Raw genomic sequence first — 19,728 nt, 5'->3', positions numbered from 1 at the left:
AACAGTATACCTTCTATCTCCTGCTATCTTTGTAGTATCAAATTCACTAAAGTTATGAAGACACTAAAATTTAAAACCAATATCAAATGTGATGGCTGTATAGCCAAAGTAACTCCACATTTGAATGCAGTACAAGGCATAGACAAATGGAAAGTAGATCTGGCAAGTCCAGACAAGGTGTTAGAAGTAGAAACAGAAAATGTAAAGGCTGAACAAGTAACGGAAGCCTTGGGAAAAGCCGGATATAAAGGCGAGACCATATAAAATAAAAAATTGTAAAAACCACTCCATATGAAAAGCATAGCGTCTCTGGTATTGATTCTTCTCTCGTTCCTGCTCCCAGCCGAAACACAGAAGAATTGTACCAGAGAATGTCCATGCCATACGCAACAGACTTGTCGCTCAACAACCAATGACTGCAACAGCTTATCTGCTTTGTGGAAGGTAGTTTCACGTAGTCAATTGTATGAAACACGTTCAGAGCAGAATGTAATCAGTGCGTTTTATTCCCTTTTTTATCCAGCATTTCCACTTGATGACAATGGTAAATTCTTCCATTTTAGTTCAAGACATAAAACCCCTTCTCTTCCTTTGTATCTCCAATACAGGAAGCTGATTATCTGATACTAGCTCTGACAGAGACCCAATTTTTTATTCTATGAAGCTATTCTATCTACCATTGAACTGCTTCGATTCCAATCAGATCTTCAACACCATTTAATACCATTAATATGAAAATAGTATTTTTTATGCTAATGCTGACTTTCGGCATCTATCCCGCTATTGCTCAACATGAACATCACAACATGGAAGGGATGAAACATGATAGCACATCCCATAGTCAAAAGGATTCATCTTATACAGAGCATATGCATCATGAAGACATGCCAGTCATGACACATTCGTTTTCCAGAAACCTTCCCATGAACCGAAATGGTTCAGGCACCTCCTGGCTCCCAGATGCAACGCCAATGTATGCCTATATGAAACATTCCGGAAAATGGAGCTACATGATACATGGAAGTGTCTTTCTGCGTCAGAACTGGCAGAATTTGAACAATAATTACATTCGGGGAGGCAAAAAGTTTGATGCGCCTAACTGGTTTATGGGGATGGCTCAACGGGAAATTGGCAAAAAAGGACTTCTTTCTTTCCATTTGATGATGTCACTAGATCCCTTAACTCTCGGAAATGATGGTTATCCCCTACTCTTTCAGTCTGGTGAATCGTATCAAGGGAGACCACTGATTGACAGGCAACATCCGCATGATCTGTTTTCAGAAGTAAGTGTAGGCTATACGCATATGATTAATAAGGATATGGATGTGTTTGGCTATATTGGATATCCGGGCGAACCTGCTATTGGACCAACAGCTTTTATGCACCGTATTTCTGCTTTTAATAATCCGGATGCACCGCTGAGTCACCACTGGCAAGATGCAACACACATTGTATTTGGAGTAGCAACGGTAGGATTGAGATACAAGATGTTCAAAGTAGAAGGCTCCAGTTTCACAGGTCGTGAACCTGACGAGCATCGGTATGATTTTGACAAGCCCAGGTTTGATAGTTACAGCTATCGGATTTCTATGAACCCAACAGCTAATTTTGCTCTGCAATTTTCACAGGGCTGGATTAAAAGTCCGGAACAATTACATCCTTCAGAAGACATTAAACGAACTACAGCCTCTGTTATTCATAGCAAAATGCTGAATCCCAATAGCCATTGGACATCATCCCTGGTATGGGGGCTCAATGATGCGGGGGGGCATCATAAAGAGCACTCTGTGCTGGCAGAAAGCAATTTACAACTCAACCGTTTTGCAACCTATGGGCGTTATGAATTTGTACAAAAATCGTCAGAAGAACTTGGTTTAGATGCAGATGCTGGAGACCCTTTATTAGCAGATCAACGCTTCAGTGTACATGCCATTACTCTTGGAGTTAGTTACACTGTATATACATTTCTGCATACCAATGTGAACGCAGGTATACAGGGATCACTTTATATGCCAGAAAAAACACTGGAAAGTATCTATGGGAAGACACCTTTTTCAGCACAGGTATATATACGTCTGACCCCTTCTCTGCTTATGATGAACAAACATTCGATGCATCATTGATGCTATGATTACTATATAGAGGCATAAATCCATCCACTAGTTATATGTCTAGTGGATGGATTTATCATTTTACTTTTTCAGTTGCCAGTTTGGGTAATTCCAGATTGCCATCCTGGTATTTAAAGTTAAACTTCATCCTGCTCACTTTCCATTCATTATCCTTTTTGATTAACTGAAATAAGTAAGTGCCTACTACTGTCCAGACATTTTGATTACTGGGATTAGGCAGATAATGTGTGGCAGTACCATAACAAAACACATCTGCCTTATTCTCTTGTACAACAGTCTTAAAATTTCCTAACTGATGCTGAGTAGCCTGAAAACCGGGTAATAATGCTTTCCAGGCATCAATGATTTGTTCAGGTACTAGTTCTGTAGGTTTGCCTCCTGTCATAGATGTATAATCTAATAATACCCTGGGAGCAAAAGAAGCATGCACCATTTGCCAGTCTCGTTCATCTGCACCAATGAAGATATTCTGGACAACATTTACTACCTCTATATAATCAGTCATAGTGTGGTTATAGTTAAAGAAGACTACAAAGCTTATGAGTATTCAGGATGTTTGGCTATAAATTTATCCAGATTTTGCCGGGCTGTCCTCTGGACTTTATTCCGGATCAGAGGAGTCCATCCCAAAAGTTTCCCAGGCATCCCCAAAGCCATGCCTGCCCATCTCCAGAAATTGAAATAATCCCGATGCCTGATAATCTTACCTTCTTTAAACTCAAAAGTAGCATCAATGATATTATGTACCTTGTTCCCTGTTCTGGAAAAACTGTAGTAGGCTTCCCAATGTGCCTTACCTGTCTGTTGATCAGCCTGAATATCTCTATACTCCATGCGCATATCTTTTCCGGACTCAATCAACATATGCCACATAGCAGCAATCTCTTTTGCTGACTTCAGATTAAAAGCCTCATCTGTAAAGGTAGCATCCGGATGATAACAGGCAGCCATTCCCTTATAATCTTTTCTGGAAAAAGAAGAATATAAGGTTTCTATAACTTGTTGGTTTTGACTCATGTAAAAGTATGTAGTTTGTCCTTTTATAATCTCTTTTCCAATAAAATTCTATAATCCTCCAGTGTTTCTCTGGGTTCAATGCCATAAATATCAAATCCACGTTTTATGCCAAAGATCAGCATAGGTTTGAAACAATTACGTGTTTTGAAGCGAAGAGTTATGTATCCTTGATCTTTAGCCCACTGTATCATTACATCCATTAATTGCCCGGCAACACCATGTCGGCGGTATTCGTTGGCAACTCCCCCCATCCAACTGTAAAACGAACCATCTGTATCCTTTTCATATCCTACTTTAAAACCAATAGGCTGTGTATAATTGCAGGCTATAAGGATCAGATATCGGTTAGAATGAAACAAACGCTGTTCATAAGCCTTTTTGGCTGGAGCATTCTGAAATTCAGGAATGGATTGATAAACGGAAAGTACTTCATCTATGGTACCTTCACGAATTTGGATTTTCATGAGCAGAAAGCTGACGGGCAGCCTGTTTTTTTAGGTAATGCTGTTTATCGGCAATATATACACTTCTTTCTATTTCTGCATAGACCTTATCGGTTTTGTCTTTCCAGTGTACAACAAACGAGTAATCTATCTCACCTGAAATAAGTATCTGTCACTGGATCTCAGCTAAAATGGCAGGTGTGATTAAAAAGTCAGCATATAGAGTGGTTTTACCGGGCTTTTTAAAACGTATACTAGCCGATTTATCCCATACAACAAATCCTTTACCCAGATTATGAAGTAACATAAGCATATAAAAAGGGTCCGAAGCACTGAAATAGCTTCCGCCAAATATGGTCCCTACATAATTGTATGTCCACAAACTACGACGCAAACGAACCTTAACTTCCTGCCAGTCACCCGAGATACGCAGTATCTTACCGCCTGTACCCATGTACATAGGATACCAGTTCATAAACAAACGGAAACACCAGGTTTTAAACGATTCTTTCTTCATACTAACACTAAGTTTTTATGTTAGGCTTTTCTGTAATCTAAATAAAATAGGTATTACCAGTAAAAAATCTAGTAAATATAAATAAATCTCATATAAGGAAGTATATCCACATGAGTTCAGCATGAATTTTGCTCTAAAGATTGCATCACAATTCCCTCTCTTACAATATCTTATCTTTCAACTCAACTACTTGCATACTATGAAAAAACCATTTTTACTTATTTTCTTTCTGGCCATTTTTCAATTTGCATCCGCTCAGATGGAATGGTCGTTACAAGGGAATTATTCACGCCCTCAGGGTGTCATGGGAAAGTATATTAAACATGCTGGTGGGCTAAATCTCCAAGGTATGTACAGACTACCTAATACCCCTTTTTCTGTTGGCGCAGAAATAGGGATTAATGGCTATGGCAGCCAGAAAACACATCAGAGGTATCAGTTCAGCGATGGGTCTTCTACAGAAGTAGATGTTAATGTCAATAATAGTTTTAGTTCTTTCATGCTGGTTAGTAGGGTAAATCTTATACAAACAGGAGGCATAATTCCTTATATACAGGCCAAAGGAGGATACTTCCACTACTGGACAAATCTAAGTATACCTGACCCTCAGGATACAGATGGATGTAAGCCCCTGGAAAACACCTCACTTTTGAAGGATGGGGCCTTTGCTGCTACCCTAGGGGCTGGTGTTCGATGGGATATAAGTACAGTATTTAAGAAAGCAATTCCAGAAAGATTCTGGATAGATCTATCCGCAGATTACACAAAGGGTGGGTCTGTACGATATATGAATGTCAATATCCCTGCAGATCCTGATCCGGTAAATCATCACCATCCGGTAACGAATGCAGATGGATCGACTCCCTATACTGCCCGATTTATCAATACCCAAAGTCAGGTTGTTCATGAACACCATGTAGGCAATGTATACAAGTCGTACATTGAACAGATTACCTTCCGATTAGGTATTACGTTGACTCTTCAGGGCCAATAATTTCGAGAACAATTGTTTGACAGACATTCGGATAGTTTTCAGTTATGACCGGACTACCAGTCAAAGATAAAAATGAACAGAGTTCGAATATTTCTGAAAAGTGACCAGAAGTATGGTCAAAATAAAAAGTGAACAGAGTTCTGGTCATTTAGCAAAGTGATTCGATTTCTGTTCACTCACCTTGTTGAATAGTTGCCCGATCACTCGGTCTTCGATTACCATTTTGACCATAGTTCCGGTCAATTATCTGTGTTGACCATCTTTTGAATATTTTGCCTTGTATTACTACTTTTTTGTCCTTCTGAAAGAAACTTTTGACAAATAGAGCCCTGTTTGGTTTGTGAGAAAAGATTATTTTCCAATGGGAAAGGCCGCTAACCTTGCCACAAGCTTCTTTCAGAAGGACAACGAGGAGGTTTATTTATTTAGACCGCCTTGCCAAAAACTATGGAACAAGATAAGAACTCTACAGATTCTCCCACTTCTTAATTACTTCCTACTTCCTCATAAACAGATCTATCCATGGTAATTCCTAAACGTGTAAACATGTCGAATGGGTTAAATCCCTCTTTTTTATATTCTGCCTGTACAACCTGTTTGGCATGATCCAGTGCCTGCTGACTCTCCCAGGTTGCCACAGTAATACACGAAAGATTTCCATTTTCATCCGTGTGTTCATACACAACGTCCTTTACAAATCCAGGGAGTTCTTTGATAAAGTTTCGGTTTATTACTACTCTTTGATGAAACTCCTCCTTGGCAGCCTTAGGGACAAAAAATTTATCTATAAAAGTAACTTGCTGTTCGTTTTTAGCTTTTACAGATACAGTTGAAAGATCAACAGGCAATACACCTAACTGTTGTAGGAATCCCAGTCTGTCTGTCAATATCTGGCTGCTAATAATCTTTCCATCTTTCAGTTGATAAATGACGATAGCATTTGTTTCAATGGTTTTACGGGTTGCTTTTATATTCTGGAATGGAGCAGTTTGTGTACCATGTACAGACTGCCTAACCACCACCTTATCTCCTTCGCTGATTAATTCTCTCATCTCCCACTTTGCATCTGGAAAAGCTTTAAGCAAAGCTAAAATAGTTTCTTCAAACCCTTCAACACCTCGTTTACCGCTTATTGCTGTATAGTCACTTGAAACCAACGCGGTTAATACCTGGCGATTGCGCTGGTTAAGTCCGTGTTCATACAAACTTTGTATCACTTCTTTGTTTGCTGCAGATGTAGTCATAGAAACTTCCTTGTGTTTAGTATGTTTAATTGATTTTTTTGATGGGGATTGAGCTTCTGTGCTTATCCCTGTTAGCAACATAGTGCCAAGCAGGCAGATCCATATTTGGTTATTTTTCATGATACTATTGGCTTGTTTCTATGACAAATGTACCAGGGCAGAGAAGCAGAAAATTGTAAAAAATCATTGTTCTTCTATTTAACAGAAGATAGCTCTAACAGTTTGACAAAAGGTCATTACTGTCCATTCACAAAAAATGATACATTTGCTTAAAAACTTGATTTCTATACTGATTATCTATGAAACAACTCTACCTGTTAAGCTTCTTTCTATTTTCAATTGCGTTACATGCACAAAATAGTTCTTCAGCCCCTAAGCCTTTTGTATTGGGACAAACTATAGAATTAGAGTCCTCTCAACTGGGAGAAAAGAGAATTATCAATATTTATTTACCGGAAGTCTATTCAAATGGAGATACAACTCGTTACCCAGTAATGTATCTGTTAGATGGCTCAGCAAATGAAGACTTTGTTCATATTTGTGGACTTGTCCAGTTTTTCACCATGATGCAGATGATGCCTCCAAGTATAGTAGTAGGTATCGCCAATGTAGACAGAAGACGCGATTTCACTTTCCCAACGACAATCGCCAAAGACAAAAAGGATTTTCCAACTACGGGTGGTTCACAAAAGTTTTTAGGGTTTATTGAAAAGGAACTACAACCATTTATCAGTAAAAACTATCATACAAACTCATCAAAAACACTGATTGGGCAGTCATTAGGAGGTTTGCTTGCAACTGAAATAATCTTTAAAAAGCCGTATCTTTTTACTCAGTATATTATTGTAAGTCCTAGCCTGTGGTGGGACAAAGAATCCTTACTAGCAATAAAACCTATTTTCTCAGCTTCTCCAATGGATATCTATGTAGCAGTGGGCAAAGAAGGTCCCATTATGGAAGGAGATGCAAAAAACCTGGTGGAAATTTTGCAAAAGAATAAAAATATAAAAGTAAGCTTCGGCTATTTTCCAGACCTGAATCACGCTACTATTCTTCACCAGGCTGTTTATAAAGCCTTGGAAGTACTAAACCCACCTAAAAAATCGAAATAAGAATGTGTTGAAAATAAAAAATGCTGACCAGGTTTCTGGTCAGCATCAGTTTAACTAGATAACAATTGCTTAGTTATCACCTTTAAAGTAATCTTTTACGTCTTTACCTGCTTTTTTCAACTTAGCCTCTACCCGATCAGCAGTTTGACGAACATCTGCTTTTGTTTCTTCCCAATTTGCTTTGGTTGAATTTTGCAAACGATCAGTTTTAGCATCCATCTCACGACGTTCTTCTCTCAAATCAGCAATTGCCTTACGATAATCTTCTTTGGCATCTGCTTTGGCAGCTTTCATATCTGTTTCCAGATCATTGATTTTTGTATCCAGTTTCACACGTTCTTCCTGAAGTTCCATCCTCATGTCTTCTCTTTCTTTCATCCATGCTTCAGCCAGATCTACCCGTGCACTGTCTAGTTCAGCTTGCTCTTCAGCTACATTACCTTGTGCATCACGCTGTGCTTCTTGTACATCTTCTTTTTCATCTTCAACATTCTCTGCCGCTCTCTCAGTTTTAGACTCACAACTTGGCAGTGTAAAACTAATTGTGAAAAGGCACATCAGAACAGCTAAAAAAGTTAATTTTGTCGTTTTCATCTTTGAAATAGTTTAGTGTATCAAAAAATAATATTAATACAGCTTTTACTAAAAAATGTGTGCACAAACGACAGTACAAATTCAAACTCAATAATAATTCATTGAATACCAATACATTAAACGACAATACTCATTATATAACCCACACCAAATTCCTCTTTTTACTCATCCAAACTGGGATATATTCTCCACAATTCGACATATTTCAGGTACATCTGATAAGGGAACATTATCTTACCACTGGCACAAACTGAAATGTATCTCCATCAAATAAACCTTTATCACTTAGTTTCAAAGATGGAATCACGAGCAATGCCATAAAAGATAATGTCATAAAAGGAGATAATAAGGTACTGCCCATTTTTTTGGCCATCAAATCCAGATTCGCATACTGCTGAGCCACCTGATAGCCATCTACCCCTGTCATCAAACCAGCAATTGGTAAAGGAATAATCTGTTTTTCGTGTTTGGTCACACCAGCTAATCCCCCTTTGGCTTCAATAATTAGATTCACAGCTTTGCATATGGAGTCATCATCTACTCCTACTACAATGATATTATGTGAGTCATGTGCCACTGAGGATGCTAAAGCTCCCTCTTTTAATCCCATATTCTTAATAAATCCTATGGCAGCAGGAGCTTCATGGTAACGATTCACAACAGCAATCTTGAGTATATCTTTTTCAACATCACTTTGAATATACCCATTTTGTACAAGTGTTGGATAGGTTAGCTTATTTGTTATAAGTTGCCCATCAATGGCCTCTATCACAAAAATCTGTTTTCCGGTATCTTTGACAAGGAATTGGTCAGGAGACTTGAAAGAAACATCAAAGTGATTGATAATCTTACTTTCGAAAGATGAAATATTCGTCTGACCATTCTCAGCAACCAGGCTTCCTTTAATGTAGGTTTGAAGCACTTTAAAAGATTTCAGGTTTTGTACCACAATCAAATCAGCATTATCTCCAACCCGAATCAATCCCGAATCCAGTTTATAATGTAACACAGGATTTATACAAGCCACCTGTAAGACATCAAACACATCACAACCTTTCTCTACCGCTCTAGCAGCCAACACATTAATATGTCCATCAACCAGGCTATCGGGATGTTTGTCATCAGAACAAAACATCATTTGGTCTGGATAGTCAGGCAGAAGTCCAATCAATGCTTCAAAATTCTTTGCAGCACTTCCTTCACGAATCAGTATTTTCATCCCTCCTTTCAGCTTATCCAACGCCTCTTCTGCTGTAAAACACTCATGATCAGTGCTAATACCTGCCTCTATATATTTTAATGCCTGTTCTCCTCTCAATCCGGGAGCATGACCATCCACAGGTTTGTTTACCTTTTTCGCAGCATCAATTTTTGCCATTACAGTAGCATCCTGTTGCAATACACCAGGATAGTTCATCATTTCCGCCAGATACTTTATTTCCTCCATTTGTAATAACTCCTGTACATCATCCACTGTTATCTCGGCACCTGCTGTTTCAAAAATAGTGGCTGGCACGCACGATGGAGCCCCAAAATTGAAATAAAAGGGAACCATCTTACCATTTTCAATCATATACCTTACACCTTCCAGACCCAGCACATTTCCAATCTCATGAGGATCTGAAACAGTAGCTATCGTACCATGCACCACTGCCAGACGAGCAAACTGAGAGGGAGTAAGCATTGAACTTTCGATATGTACATGCGCATCCACAAAACCGGGAATTATAAAAACCTCTGGTGCTGAATCTATGGGAGTTATCTCAGCAATTTTACCATGTTGAATAACTATTCTGGCTGGGTAAATTCTCTTCTGGCATACATCAACCAGTTGTCCTGTTATATCTGAAGTATTCATTTAAAAAATCAGCGAAATAGAGTCTAAATGTCAAATAATGTAGCAAATAAAAACAAAACATACATATAACCGAAAACAAATAAACCTGTACAAGATTAGCTGGTTACCTTATAACAAGGTTATGGAATTAAAAAATAAAAAGAAAAATTGGCTCAAACTAACTGATTATCAAACCAATTAGTAAGTAGCCTCAACAATTTTAAACAATATCAACCAGCCATAGGAACATGAAAAAGCTTTGTACATTCCTGATAATAAGTATAAGCCTTGCAGCTTGTGCTCCACGTTATAATAATCCACTGATTAAAGCCTGGACACCAAAGGATCACTCAAGAGATTCATTCAAAAGCCCAAGGAAACACCAGAAACGTTAAGAGAATTAGTTATTCATCATGCGTTTAATTCTTACATCAACAGATTGAAAAACAGAGTCACCATTACTCACTTAATGGTATCTACGAACAGAGAACATAACTAAAAAACTTTAATCAATTTACTACAGCTATGAAAAAGATCATCGCTATGACTATTTTAGGTGCTATTCTGGCATCCTGTTATCATCCTCCACAACAATCATGGCAGCCTAAACGCAGCTTCAGTGTAGATCATACCAGAAAGAAACACGATAGACGCTAATACTGTAGAGCATATCTCAGGCTACAGGCTATTATCTCTTTTGCAATCATTCCATCGAAACTATATATTGAAAATACATAATTACTCCTCTTCAAGCAGAACGCAACCCCACATAAGGTTGCGTTTCTTTTTTATTTCTATTCCATAAAAAGAAGTGATATGGTATGATTTCTAAGCAGAAAAAAACAGACTTTGTAGCACGACATATCTATTTCAAGGAGTATCAGTCGCTACCTATAGATCTCTAAACAGGAAACGTTACAACACAAAAGATGCTTTGAAAGCTTATAAAATTATTCTATACAACTTCTAATAAAACGCCATTCTATAACCAAGAGGTTTTATATTTGCAGTGTTGTTTTATTTACAGACAATCATTCTGCCTGCAAACAGATAAAGTCTGTAAATAACTTTTCAGGTATTTTACCCTTACTAAATGAAAAAAATTATTGTAGCCATTGATGGATACTCAGCCTGCGGCAAAAGTACTACCGCCAAAAAAGTAGCCGAGAAGCTTAAATATGCCTATATTGATACGGGTGCAATGTACCGTGCTGTAACGCTGTACTTTCACCAAAATTATATCACACTTACTGATCCCCGCCAGGTTAACGAAGCATTACAAAAAATAAATATCCAGTTTAAATACAATTCAAAGACCAACGCCAGTGAAACTTATTTGAATGGATTAAATGTTGAAGAAGAAATCCGTAAGATGTATATTTCAGAACGGGTCAGTGAAGTAAGTGCAGTACCAGAGGTCAGAAAGGCATTGGTTACATTACAGCAAAAAGTGGGTCATAAACGGGGGATTGTTATGGATGGCAGAGATATTGGTACTACAGTTTTTCCGGATGCGGAACTTAAAATATTTATGAATGCCGATATGAACGTGAGAGCCTATCGGCGTCAGCAGGAGTTAATGGCGAAAGGTGATATGGTGGATCTGGAAGATATTATTGAAAATCTGAAGCACAGGGATTTGTTGGACACTACTCGCAAAGAAAGCCCACTTGTCCAATCACCAGATTCGTATTTGCTAGATACTACTTATATTACGATAGAAGAACAAATTGAATTTGTAGTAAATTTGGCGATCAGTAAGATGATTGAAAAGGAACAAAAGGAAAGTCATTGATTTGTCATAAAAATTCGTTTAAAGAAGATTACAATTCTTCCATTTTACCACTAACAGTATTAACTGTTTATTTAATTACATATGAAAGTGACCATTGATAAAAATTCCGGGTATTGTTTTGGTGTAGAATATGCTATTCAAATGGCGGAAGATGAAATGGAAACAGCCGAAGTTCTTTATTGTCTGGGAGACATTGTTCATAACAGTATGGAAGTAAAACGGTTGCATGATAAAGGTTTACGTATCATAGACCGTGAACAGATGAAGGAACTGCATGACTGCAAATTACTAATCCGGGCACATGGTGAACCTCCTGCTACATATGAATTGGCATTGAAAAACAATATTGAACTGATTGACGCCTCTTGCCCTGTAGTATTGAAATTACAAAACAGGGTAAAACATGCTTTTGACAAGATGGAAGAAGAGAATGGGCAGATTGTGATTTATGGTCAGGTAGGACATGCAGAGGTAATTGGTCTAACCGGTCAAACACAGGATAAAGCCATTGTTATCACTACGGAAGAAGATCTGGATAAGATTGATTTTTCCCGACCTGTCAGTCTGTTTAGTCAGACAACTAAAAGCACACAAGGATTTTATAAAATGAAAGATCGCATTGAAGAGCGTATTCAAAAAATAAATCCTGAGGCTAGCCTGGATGTAATGCTAGATGCCAATGATAGTATATGCCGGCAAGTATCAAACCGTGAACCTCAACTTCGTAAGTTTTCCCATGAACATGATGTAATTGTATTTGTAAGTGGTAAGAAGAGTTCAAATGGAAAAGCTCTTTTCGGAGTATGCCAATCTGAAAATAGTCGCAGTTATTTTATTGAAAACGAAACTGAACTCAATGTTGAATGGTTTGATAATGTGGAATCTGTAGGTATTTGTGGTGCTACATCCACGCCCATGTGGTTGATGGAAAATGTAGCACGTTATATTGAAAACCTTCCGATGATGGCACACTAAAAGCTAATTACACTTTACAAAAAGGCTTTACGAATGTGAAGCCTTTTTTATTTTTGCAAAAAATTGTGTCTCTATTTGCAGCATTGCAAACACTTACCTTCACCTTATGAACCGACTCATTACTGCTGTATTTAAATATCTCGTTCGTGGTCTGATTTTCTGTGCCCCTATCGGTGTCACTATTTATGTGTTGATAGCATCCTTCCAATGGCTTGATAACCTGCTTCCTTTGGATCACTATCCTGGTGTCGGGATGGCAATTGTTCTGGCAGGGCTTACATTAACTGGTTATATTGGCTCCTCTTTCATTGTAAAACCCATCTTCTTTTCACTGGAAAAGCTAATCACCAAACTACCACTGGTTCGTATTATCTACTCTTCCCTAAAAGATCTGATTTCAGCATTTGTGGGAGACAAAAAGAAATTCAACCAGCCTGTTCTGGTACTTCTTAATAAGGAAGCTTCTTTGTATAAGCTTGGTTTCATTACACAGCAAAATCTGGATGATCTGGGTATTGAAGAAAAAGTAGCTGTATACCTACCCCATTCGTACAATTTCTCAGGCGATTTATATATTGTCCCTCGGGAAAATGTAACAATGCTTAATACCTCAGCTACAGCTATTATGAAATTTATAGTATCAGGTGGAGTAGTCGAATAATGTTGCACACAGATTGCTTGTAAACCGAGTAATTCTTAACATAAACTTCACGTCTGGACAATTATCACTTCATATATGAAATGTACTTTCGTGTATTCGCAAACGTATCTATGCCATGAAACTATTTATGTTTATCCGTCAGTATGTACAGGAACGTTTGTTCTTGTATCGTATATTTTTTCAGAATGCTGCATTACGCCATCCAAAGGCGGGTAAAACTTTATGATACATCAAAACCCATTCGATTGTATTTTTTAGCCTGCATCGTAACCCCGCAAGTGTATTCACTTGTGGGGTTATTTATTGTGAAACAACATCAATGAGAAAGGGAAAACGTACATATCGGCTACAAACGATGTTTGTACTACACTTCAGTATTTTTTAACTTACCCATCTCATATTAATATAGTAACTTATGAAAATACTTTATGCTATTCAGGGAACTGGTAACGGACATTTAAGCCGTGCCAGGGATATTATACCCTTATTACAAAAAAAAGGAGAAGTCGATCTGCTTGTCAGTGGAAAACAGGTAGATATATCTCTTCCTTATGAGATTAAATATAAACTTCATGGATTATACTTTGTCTTTGGAAAGAAAGGTGGAGTAGACTTATATAAGACTTTCAAACAGGCCAAATCCAAACAATTTATCAAGGAAATACGCAGTGTGCCTGTAGAATCCTATGATCTGGTTTTAAATGACTTTGAACCTGTTACCGCCTGGGCTTGCCGCCTTCGAAAAAAAGAGTGTATTGGCTTAAGTCATCAGTCAGCTGTGCTATCTCCCAAAGCTCCTGTACCCGATACAGTAGACCCTATTGGTAAGCTAGTGTTACAATCCTATGCACCGACTACCAGTGCGTATGGCTTCCATTTTCAGTCGTATGATGATCATACGTTTACACCTGTTATCCGTCAGCAGATACGGGAACTGAAGCCTACAGACAATGGACATTATACAGTATACCTTCCATCCTATGATGACGAACATCTGCAGGATATGCTAACCCGTTTGCCTGATGCTCGCTGGGAAGTTTTCTCCAAGCATTGCAAAACGCCAGTTGTTACAAACAATGTGAGTATACAACCTGTTAACAATGATGGTTTTATAAAAAGCATGACTTCCAGTACAGGTATTTTGTGTGGTGCAGGTTTCGAAACTCCAGCGGAGGCATTGTTTTTGAAGAAGAAAGTATTGGTTATCCCTATGAAAAATCAATATGAGCAGCACTGCAATGCAGCGGCTCTGGAAAAAATGGGTGTACCTGTTATAAAGAAATTCAAGAAAAAACACTTACCCAAAATAGCTGAGTGGCTCAAATATGGTCAAACAATTCCTGTTAGCTATCCGGATATCACTGAAAAGATTATAGATCAGGTAATTGCTAATCATGTAAAATAAGAGGTAATAGAGGTTGATCTTGGCAGAAATAGAATGAATAGTATCTGAGAAAATACACTTTCTGTTTTCAGAGGGAGTATTTTCTCTATTAACAAAATAAATAGTGAGTCAATCAAACGATTTTTATTGGGGAACCTCAGTAGCTGCCTATCAGATTGAAGGTGCTTGGCAGGAAGATGGTAAAGGATTATCTGTATGGGATGCGTTTTCCAATAAAAGAGGAAATACCTATCTGAACCAGACAGCCAATATAAGCTGTGATTTCTATCATAGATACGAAGCCGATCTAGATATTATGCAGTCGCTGGGTATTCGGCATTTTCGTTTCTCAATTGCTTGGTCACGTATCATGCCTCAGGGAACAGGACACGTAAATCAAAAAGGTATTGATTTCTACAATCGTCTGATTGATAGTTGTATTAAAAGAGGGATTGAACCCTGGGTTACTCTGTATCACTGGGATTTGCCACACGTGCTGGAACAAAAAGGTGGCTGGACTAACCGACATGTGGTAGACTGGTTTAAGGATTATAGTGAAATCTGTCTGAAACATTTCGGAGATCGCGTAAAATACTGGATGGTTCTTAATGAGCCAATGGTATTTACAGGAGCTGGATACTTTCTGGGTATTCATGCCCCTGGCAAACGCTGGTTAAAGAACTTTATTCCTGCTATGCATCATGCGGCTTTATGTCAGGCAGAAGGAGCCCGTATCGTGAAGCATTATCAGCCACAGGCACAGGTTGGCACTACATTTTCCTGTTCCTATGTAACGCCATTCAGCAACTCCCCTCGTGATGTACAGGCAGCCCAACGTGTAGATGCTTTGCTCAACCGATTGTATATAGAGCCATCATTGGGTATGGGATACCCTGTAAAAGATCTGCCGTTTTTAAACAGGGTCGAAAAGTATTTTCGAAATGGCGATGAGAAATTACTTCCCTTCGAATATGACTTTATTGGTATTCAGAACTACACACGCGAAGTAGCCAAATATTCCTGGTGGATGCCTTTTGTCAATGCAGATCTGGTAAAGGCCGCTAATCGCGGTATTGAACCTACTCTTATGGGCTGGGAAGTGTATCCGGAATGTATTTATCAAATGCTCCATAAATTTGCGTCTTATCCAGGGGTAAAGAAGATATTTGTCACCGAAAATGGGGCAGCGTTTCCAGACAAAGTTGAAAATAATCGTGTACATGATACCAAACGAACACAGTATCTTAAAGACCATATAGCACAGGTATTGCGAGCCAGAGAAGAAGGAATCCGGGTTGATGGTTATTTTGTATGGACTTTTATGGATAACTTTGAATGGGCGGAAGGATATCGCCCCCGGTTTGGATTAGTACATATAGACTTTGACACCCAACAACGTATTATCAAAGATTCTGGCTACTGGTATCGGGACTGGATTTCGCAACAAACCACCATCCCGAATGCATCACTGGTACAAACTGTTCAAAAATAAATCATCACAAAGGACGAGTAATGCAAACCACAAGTCTATGCTATTCTCCCAGACACAAGATTGTTTTTATAACACTCACAATAAAGCATTTGCCTTTATAGAACTCTGTTTTGAATGTCAAAATGAAGAACATTCTCCTAAAGTTCAGCTTGGCGATTTCTGTTCTGAAAAATGGGATCTATTGAAAAACTTTTTTTGGGAAATAGGAATAACCTATGGATTAGCAGAGAAAAAGTAAGTTAACTATCGTAGTGTAACAAAATAGGTCCATCCGATAAATAAGATCTGTAATGGCACCCGAAACCATAAATATGACAATCCCGGCCCATCCAATGTTCCCTTTTCAATATTGATATGACGCATGCTTGCCTGAATATTGGATGGAAGGATTAATACAAAGAAGATAATCAGCAATAAACCTGTAATCTCAAAAGTAGAATCAAAAAGTAATCCCACAGCAGCAAGCAATTCCAATATCCCTGTGCTATATACAAAAAAGCGTTTAAATGGAAGAAAATCCGGTATCATCATCTCCATTCCCTCAACAAATTTAAAGTGCCCAAAAGCTGTAAGTACTAACATAGCAGCCAACGCAATTCTTCCTGCCAGCATATAATTTATTGAGGAAAACGCCAGCCACATAATTCCTATACTAAGAGCAAAAACAACAAAGAGAACGATCAAAGGTTTCATTTTAATTAGCGTTTAGTTTACCTTACAAAGGTAGTCCTATGCACAAAAAGGATCACCTAACCTATGTTAGGAAAAAGCAGATCTCAAAGCTGAACTTTTATGAGATTACCTTTCTTCGTATACGGCTCAGGCTTTCTGGCAATATACCCAGATAGGAAGCAACATCTTTAACAGGAATTTCAAGGATAAGGCGTCTGGATTGTTCCAACAACTTTTCATACCGCTGCTCAGCAGTCAGTGTAAGTAGTTCTATTTCCTTTCGGGTCTTATGAACATACATACGTTCGGCCATCCTCCGCCCGATTTCGCTTCCCTGATGAGATTGTTTGTAGACCTGTTGTAACTGTGTATAGGATACTCGTTCTGCGATTACATCTGTCAGAGCAGTTATTTGTGTTTGAGAGGGAGTTTGTTCAATCAATGAAGCAAATGAGGTAAACAAATCATCAGCAAACCAGAAGTCCAGTATAAATTCTTTTATGTCAACAAAGGCAGATACCTTAACACTTCCTTCTTTTATCCAATAGATATATTGTTCTACTTCACTCTGTCGTGTTATAATAGTTCCTTTCTTATAACTAACTTGTTCTGTTTCCCAATCAAAAGACAATTTGTTTGTAGTTATTCCAGTAAGTTGTCGTAGCTTTTCAAACATAAAGGTTTTCTCGGCTTTCAATAAGGAGTTACCCCTGTGATATATTGTTGATTTACCCAAACTTTTCGCCCATCCGGAATTCGAATCTTAGCCCATCCTGAAAATAAATCTTCTCTAGAGACTGCGGCTCCTTCAGGTAACTGTACCAGTTCTCGTGCTTTTATATTCGGGGCATAATATCCTTTTGTAGAAGCGATTACAATGTACATATCTTTTCGGAGCCTCGAAACCTCCACTTGCCGTAAAAAGACAACAGATAGTATTCCCAAGATAACACATACATAACCTATTATACGCCATTGCCTGCGTATGTTGCTGAGAATGTATAGTAGTATAATCCCAGCTCCTAGCCAGATCAATCCAAGTGATACACCAGCCACTAGATTCAAGTTCACTAAAGTTACAGCTTGTTGCCAGGGCGATTCTACAGGTGGGATCAGGTTTTTCATTTTTCGCAGCTGATCCAGATTATGAATCGCTGCAGAATACATAGGCTCTATTCCTCTGGCCTTTTCATAATTAGCTATTGCCAATCCTGTTTTGCCTGTTTGAACATAACAATTGGCCAGATTACTATAAACTACTTTATCTTTATTACCCTGCTTTACTATGTGGTTTAGAATGGTGATGGTACTATCAAACTGTTGCTTCTGATAATAGGTTTCAGCTTGTCTGTATTGCGATTCAGGAATTGCAGCCAGTAAACTACTTCCTATTACCCATAGCATTAATACAAAGCCTATTGCTAATTCCTTTCGATTGTCAGGACGACTTTGTTTTTCGATCTGTTTTAGTATTTGTATAATCTGAGAGACTGTTATTTCTGACGACCCTAAAACTTGTCCAGTTATATGCTTTGCAAACCGTAATTCAGTACATTTTTTCAATACAAACGAAAGTTCTTCTCTGACAGCTTTTGATACCTTATACTGCTCCAGTAGTCGATTTATATATTCCAGATGCCAGTCAACCATTTCAAGCTGATAACGTCCTGAAAAATAACTAAACAATATCGTCTCAATCTCTTTAGCCGTTTCAGCAGAGAGAGAGTTTCCCTTCTTTTTCAAGTGTTGCAGAGCCTTAACAGCTTTTTGAAGAGGATAGTGTATGGAACGTTTTTGGTATGCATCCCACTGACTATATCCCCACACAAGTATCACAACGCCAAAGGGTAATACAAAAAGAAGCCAATATAGATCTGATCTCCAAAATGGTGGGATATGGTTGAAATTGGGTTGTTGAGTATCCCAGGGCAATCCTTTGTCTGAAATTTTTCTATCTGGTAATTGGGTTGAGGTCTGACTCCTGGCCTTCTGCGTTGTATCCCTCACTGTAATAAGAAGAGAATCTGTCAGGGAAATATATTTTTCCTGACTAGGATCAAAATAAGTAAATCCCAAAGGCAACGGATATATACCTGCTTGTTCACCGACTATCGTTTGTGTAAAGATTTTACCTCCTGAGAGCCCTTTATCTGTCAGAGATTGCTCTTCTGTACTTTTTATCTCAAATCCTTCCAAACCTGTTGGTAATGTATATAGAGGCAGAGAGACAAAAGGAATGTTCCCCACCCCTGCTATTTTGTATGTAATCAAGACTGGATTTTGTAGAATCAGGGAATCCTTATCAGATAAGACCTTCCATGAAAATTTTCCTACTGCGCCGGAAAACGTTACAGGTTTTGGCTCGGGCAATGATTTTACAGAAAATGATAACTCAGGAGCAGTTAACGACTGATCCACTGTTTGTTCTACCTGAAAAAAGTCATCTGGCTTGGGAGCTACAGTCAGTTTAATGGTAACAGCATAAGCTGGCAATGAAAGCATACCCGATTTTTGAGGTATGATCAGGTATTTCTTCAATACTACAACTCCATATGTTTTCCCATTTATCTGCTCATGAAAGGGTACAGGTTTCTGGCTTTGTTTGATCTCCTGCGCCCAGCTATTCGCCACAGATAGTTTCGGAAATACCTCAGGGGAAGAGACATTGCCTTCATAATATAGCTGCAGTTTTACAACAAAGGATTCACCCTGATAAACAGACTTTTGAGAAGGCACCCAACGTAAAAAAGCTTTTCCTCCCCCATCCTGCCCTATTGCAGAGAAAGTACACAAGACCACCATCCATAACAAGATGGCAAAACGGTATATATACATAGAAAATATCTCTTTCTGAATCAT

At 38.4% G+C, this 19,728-nt stretch carries 21 protein-coding genes; 11 read left to right on the top strand and 10 right to left on the bottom strand.

Going from position 1 to position 19,728, the window contains the following annotated elements:
* The first annotated feature begins 54 nt into the window (after positions 1-54).
* The 3 genes from QNI22_RS03610 to QNI22_RS03600 all read left to right on the top strand — a co-directional run bounded on the left by QNI22_RS03610 (position 55) and on the right by QNI22_RS03600 (position 2,123).
* Positions 55-264 (top strand): heavy-metal-associated domain-containing protein, encoded by a 210-nt coding sequence (locus QNI22_RS03610; RefSeq protein ID WP_314509254.1) that lies wholly within the window; start codon positions 55-57, stop codon positions 262-264.
* A gap of 27 nt (positions 265-291) precedes the next feature.
* Complete coding sequence (locus QNI22_RS03605) at positions 292-624, top strand: hypothetical protein (protein ID WP_314509253.1); 333 nt, start codon at positions 292-294, stop codon at positions 622-624.
* A gap of 107 nt (positions 625-731) precedes the next feature.
* The gene (locus QNI22_RS03600; protein ID WP_314509252.1) at positions 732-2,123 is read left to right on the top strand and encodes a hypothetical protein; all 1,392 of its coding nucleotides are present in this window, start codon (positions 732-734) and stop codon (positions 2,121-2,123) included.
* A 64-nt stretch (positions 2,124-2,187) separates the two neighbouring features.
* Here QNI22_RS03600 and QNI22_RS03595 read toward each other — a convergent pair whose 3' ends face one another.
* The 4 genes from QNI22_RS03595 to QNI22_RS03580 form a co-directional block, all read right to left on the bottom strand.
* On the bottom strand, positions 2,188-2,637 hold the full coding sequence (locus QNI22_RS03595; RefSeq protein ID WP_314509251.1) for a nuclear transport factor 2 family protein: 450 nt from the start codon (positions 2,635-2,637) through the stop codon (positions 2,188-2,190).
* 32 nt (positions 2,638-2,669) lie between these two features.
* Positions 2,670-3,149 (bottom strand): nuclear transport factor 2 family protein, encoded by a 480-nt coding sequence (locus tag QNI22_RS03590; RefSeq protein WP_314509250.1) that lies wholly within the window; start codon positions 3,147-3,149, stop codon positions 2,670-2,672.
* A gap of 23 nt (positions 3,150-3,172) precedes the next feature.
* On the bottom strand, positions 3,173-3,613 hold the full coding sequence (locus QNI22_RS03585) for a GNAT family N-acetyltransferase (RefSeq protein WP_314509249.1): 441 nt from the start codon (positions 3,611-3,613) through the stop codon (positions 3,173-3,175).
* Between the two features lie 151 nt (positions 3,614-3,764).
* Positions 3,765-4,109, bottom strand: a complete 345-nt coding sequence (locus QNI22_RS03580) for a DUF4442 domain-containing protein (RefSeq protein WP_314509248.1) — start codon at positions 4,107-4,109, stop codon at positions 3,765-3,767.
* Positions 4,110-4,308: 199 nt separating this feature from the next.
* Here QNI22_RS03580 and QNI22_RS03575 point away from each other — a divergent pair, with 199 nt between their 5' ends.
* On the top strand, positions 4,309-5,103 hold the full coding sequence (locus QNI22_RS03575) for an outer membrane protein (RefSeq protein WP_314509247.1): 795 nt from the start codon (positions 4,309-4,311) through the stop codon (positions 5,101-5,103).
* A gap of 485 nt (positions 5,104-5,588) precedes the next feature.
* Here the strand turns inward: QNI22_RS03575 and QNI22_RS03570 are convergent, their stop codons facing one another.
* Positions 5,589-6,467 carry an ester cyclase gene (locus QNI22_RS03570; protein ID WP_314509246.1) on the bottom strand — a complete coding sequence of 293 codons (879 nt, stop codon included), beginning with the start codon at positions 6,465-6,467 and terminating at the stop codon, positions 5,589-5,591.
* Positions 6,468-6,646: 179 nt separating this feature from the next.
* Between QNI22_RS03570 and QNI22_RS03565 the strand changes: the two genes are divergently transcribed.
* Positions 6,647-7,459 carry an alpha/beta hydrolase gene (locus QNI22_RS03565; RefSeq protein ID WP_314509245.1) on the top strand — a complete coding sequence of 271 codons (813 nt, stop codon included), beginning with the start codon at positions 6,647-6,649 and terminating at the stop codon, positions 7,457-7,459.
* A gap of 69 nt (positions 7,460-7,528) precedes the next feature.
* Here the strand turns inward: QNI22_RS03565 and QNI22_RS03560 are convergent, their stop codons facing one another.
* Both QNI22_RS03560 and ade read right to left on the bottom strand, forming a co-directional pair.
* Positions 7,529-8,053: a sll1863 family stress response protein gene (locus tag QNI22_RS03560; protein WP_314509244.1), complete on the bottom strand. Its 525-nt coding sequence runs from the start codon at positions 8,051-8,053 to the stop codon at positions 7,529-7,531.
* Between the two features lie 229 nt (positions 8,054-8,282).
* Positions 8,283-9,911: an adenine deaminase gene (ade, locus tag QNI22_RS03555; RefSeq protein ID WP_314509243.1), complete on the bottom strand. Its 1,629-nt coding sequence runs from the start codon at positions 9,909-9,911 to the stop codon at positions 8,283-8,285.
* A 504-nt stretch (positions 9,912-10,415) separates the two neighbouring features.
* Here ade and QNI22_RS03550 point away from each other — a divergent pair.
* The 6 genes from QNI22_RS03550 to QNI22_RS03525 all read left to right on the top strand — a co-directional run bounded on the left by QNI22_RS03550 (position 10,416) and on the right by QNI22_RS03525 (position 16,197).
* Positions 10,416-10,547 carry a hypothetical protein gene (locus QNI22_RS03550; protein ID WP_314509242.1) on the top strand — a complete coding sequence of 44 codons (132 nt, stop codon included), beginning with the start codon at positions 10,416-10,418 and terminating at the stop codon, positions 10,545-10,547.
* Positions 10,548-10,983: 436 nt separating this feature from the next.
* On the top strand, positions 10,984-11,685 hold the full coding sequence (cmk, locus tag QNI22_RS03545; RefSeq protein WP_313980510.1) for a (d)CMP kinase: 702 nt from the start codon (positions 10,984-10,986) through the stop codon (positions 11,683-11,685).
* Positions 11,686-11,766: 81 nt separating this feature from the next.
* Positions 11,767-12,660, top strand: a complete 894-nt coding sequence (locus QNI22_RS03540; RefSeq protein WP_314509241.1) for a 4-hydroxy-3-methylbut-2-enyl diphosphate reductase — start codon at positions 11,767-11,769, stop codon at positions 12,658-12,660.
* Positions 12,661-12,766: 106 nt separating this feature from the next.
* Positions 12,767-13,321 carry a DUF502 domain-containing protein gene (locus QNI22_RS03535; RefSeq protein WP_313980505.1) on the top strand — a complete coding sequence of 185 codons (555 nt, stop codon included), beginning with the start codon at positions 12,767-12,769 and terminating at the stop codon, positions 13,319-13,321.
* Positions 13,322-13,736: 415 nt separating this feature from the next.
* Complete coding sequence (locus QNI22_RS03530) at positions 13,737-14,726, top strand: glycosyltransferase family protein (protein ID WP_313980503.1); 990 nt, start codon at positions 13,737-13,739, stop codon at positions 14,724-14,726.
* A gap of 103 nt (positions 14,727-14,829) precedes the next feature.
* Positions 14,830-16,197 (top strand): GH1 family beta-glucosidase, encoded by a 1,368-nt coding sequence (locus QNI22_RS03525; protein WP_314509240.1) that lies wholly within the window; start codon positions 14,830-14,832, stop codon positions 16,195-16,197.
* Between the two features lie 243 nt (positions 16,198-16,440).
* Here the strand turns inward: QNI22_RS03525 and QNI22_RS03520 are convergent, their stop codons facing one another.
* The 3 genes from QNI22_RS03520 to QNI22_RS03510 form a co-directional block, all read right to left on the bottom strand.
* The gene (locus tag QNI22_RS03520; protein WP_314509239.1) at positions 16,441-16,890 is read right to left on the bottom strand and encodes a DoxX family protein; all 450 of its coding nucleotides are present in this window, start codon (positions 16,888-16,890) and stop codon (positions 16,441-16,443) included.
* 97 nt (positions 16,891-16,987) lie between these two features.
* On the bottom strand, positions 16,988-17,545 hold the full coding sequence (locus tag QNI22_RS03515) for a Crp/Fnr family transcriptional regulator (RefSeq protein WP_314509237.1): 558 nt from the start codon (positions 17,543-17,545) through the stop codon (positions 16,988-16,990).
* A 17-nt stretch (positions 17,546-17,562) separates the two neighbouring features.
* Entirely contained in the window at positions 17,563-19,728 is a 2,166-nt protein-coding gene (locus QNI22_RS03510; RefSeq protein WP_314509236.1) for a BatD family protein, read from the bottom strand.

It is taken from the genome of Xanthocytophaga agilis, from assembly GCF_030068605.1.
GTDB lineage: Bacteria > Bacteroidota > Bacteroidia > Cytophagales > 172606-1 > Xanthocytophaga > Xanthocytophaga agilis.
Note: the sequence above shows the minus strand (reverse complement) of the source record. Positions and strands in the feature narration are given on the sequence as shown.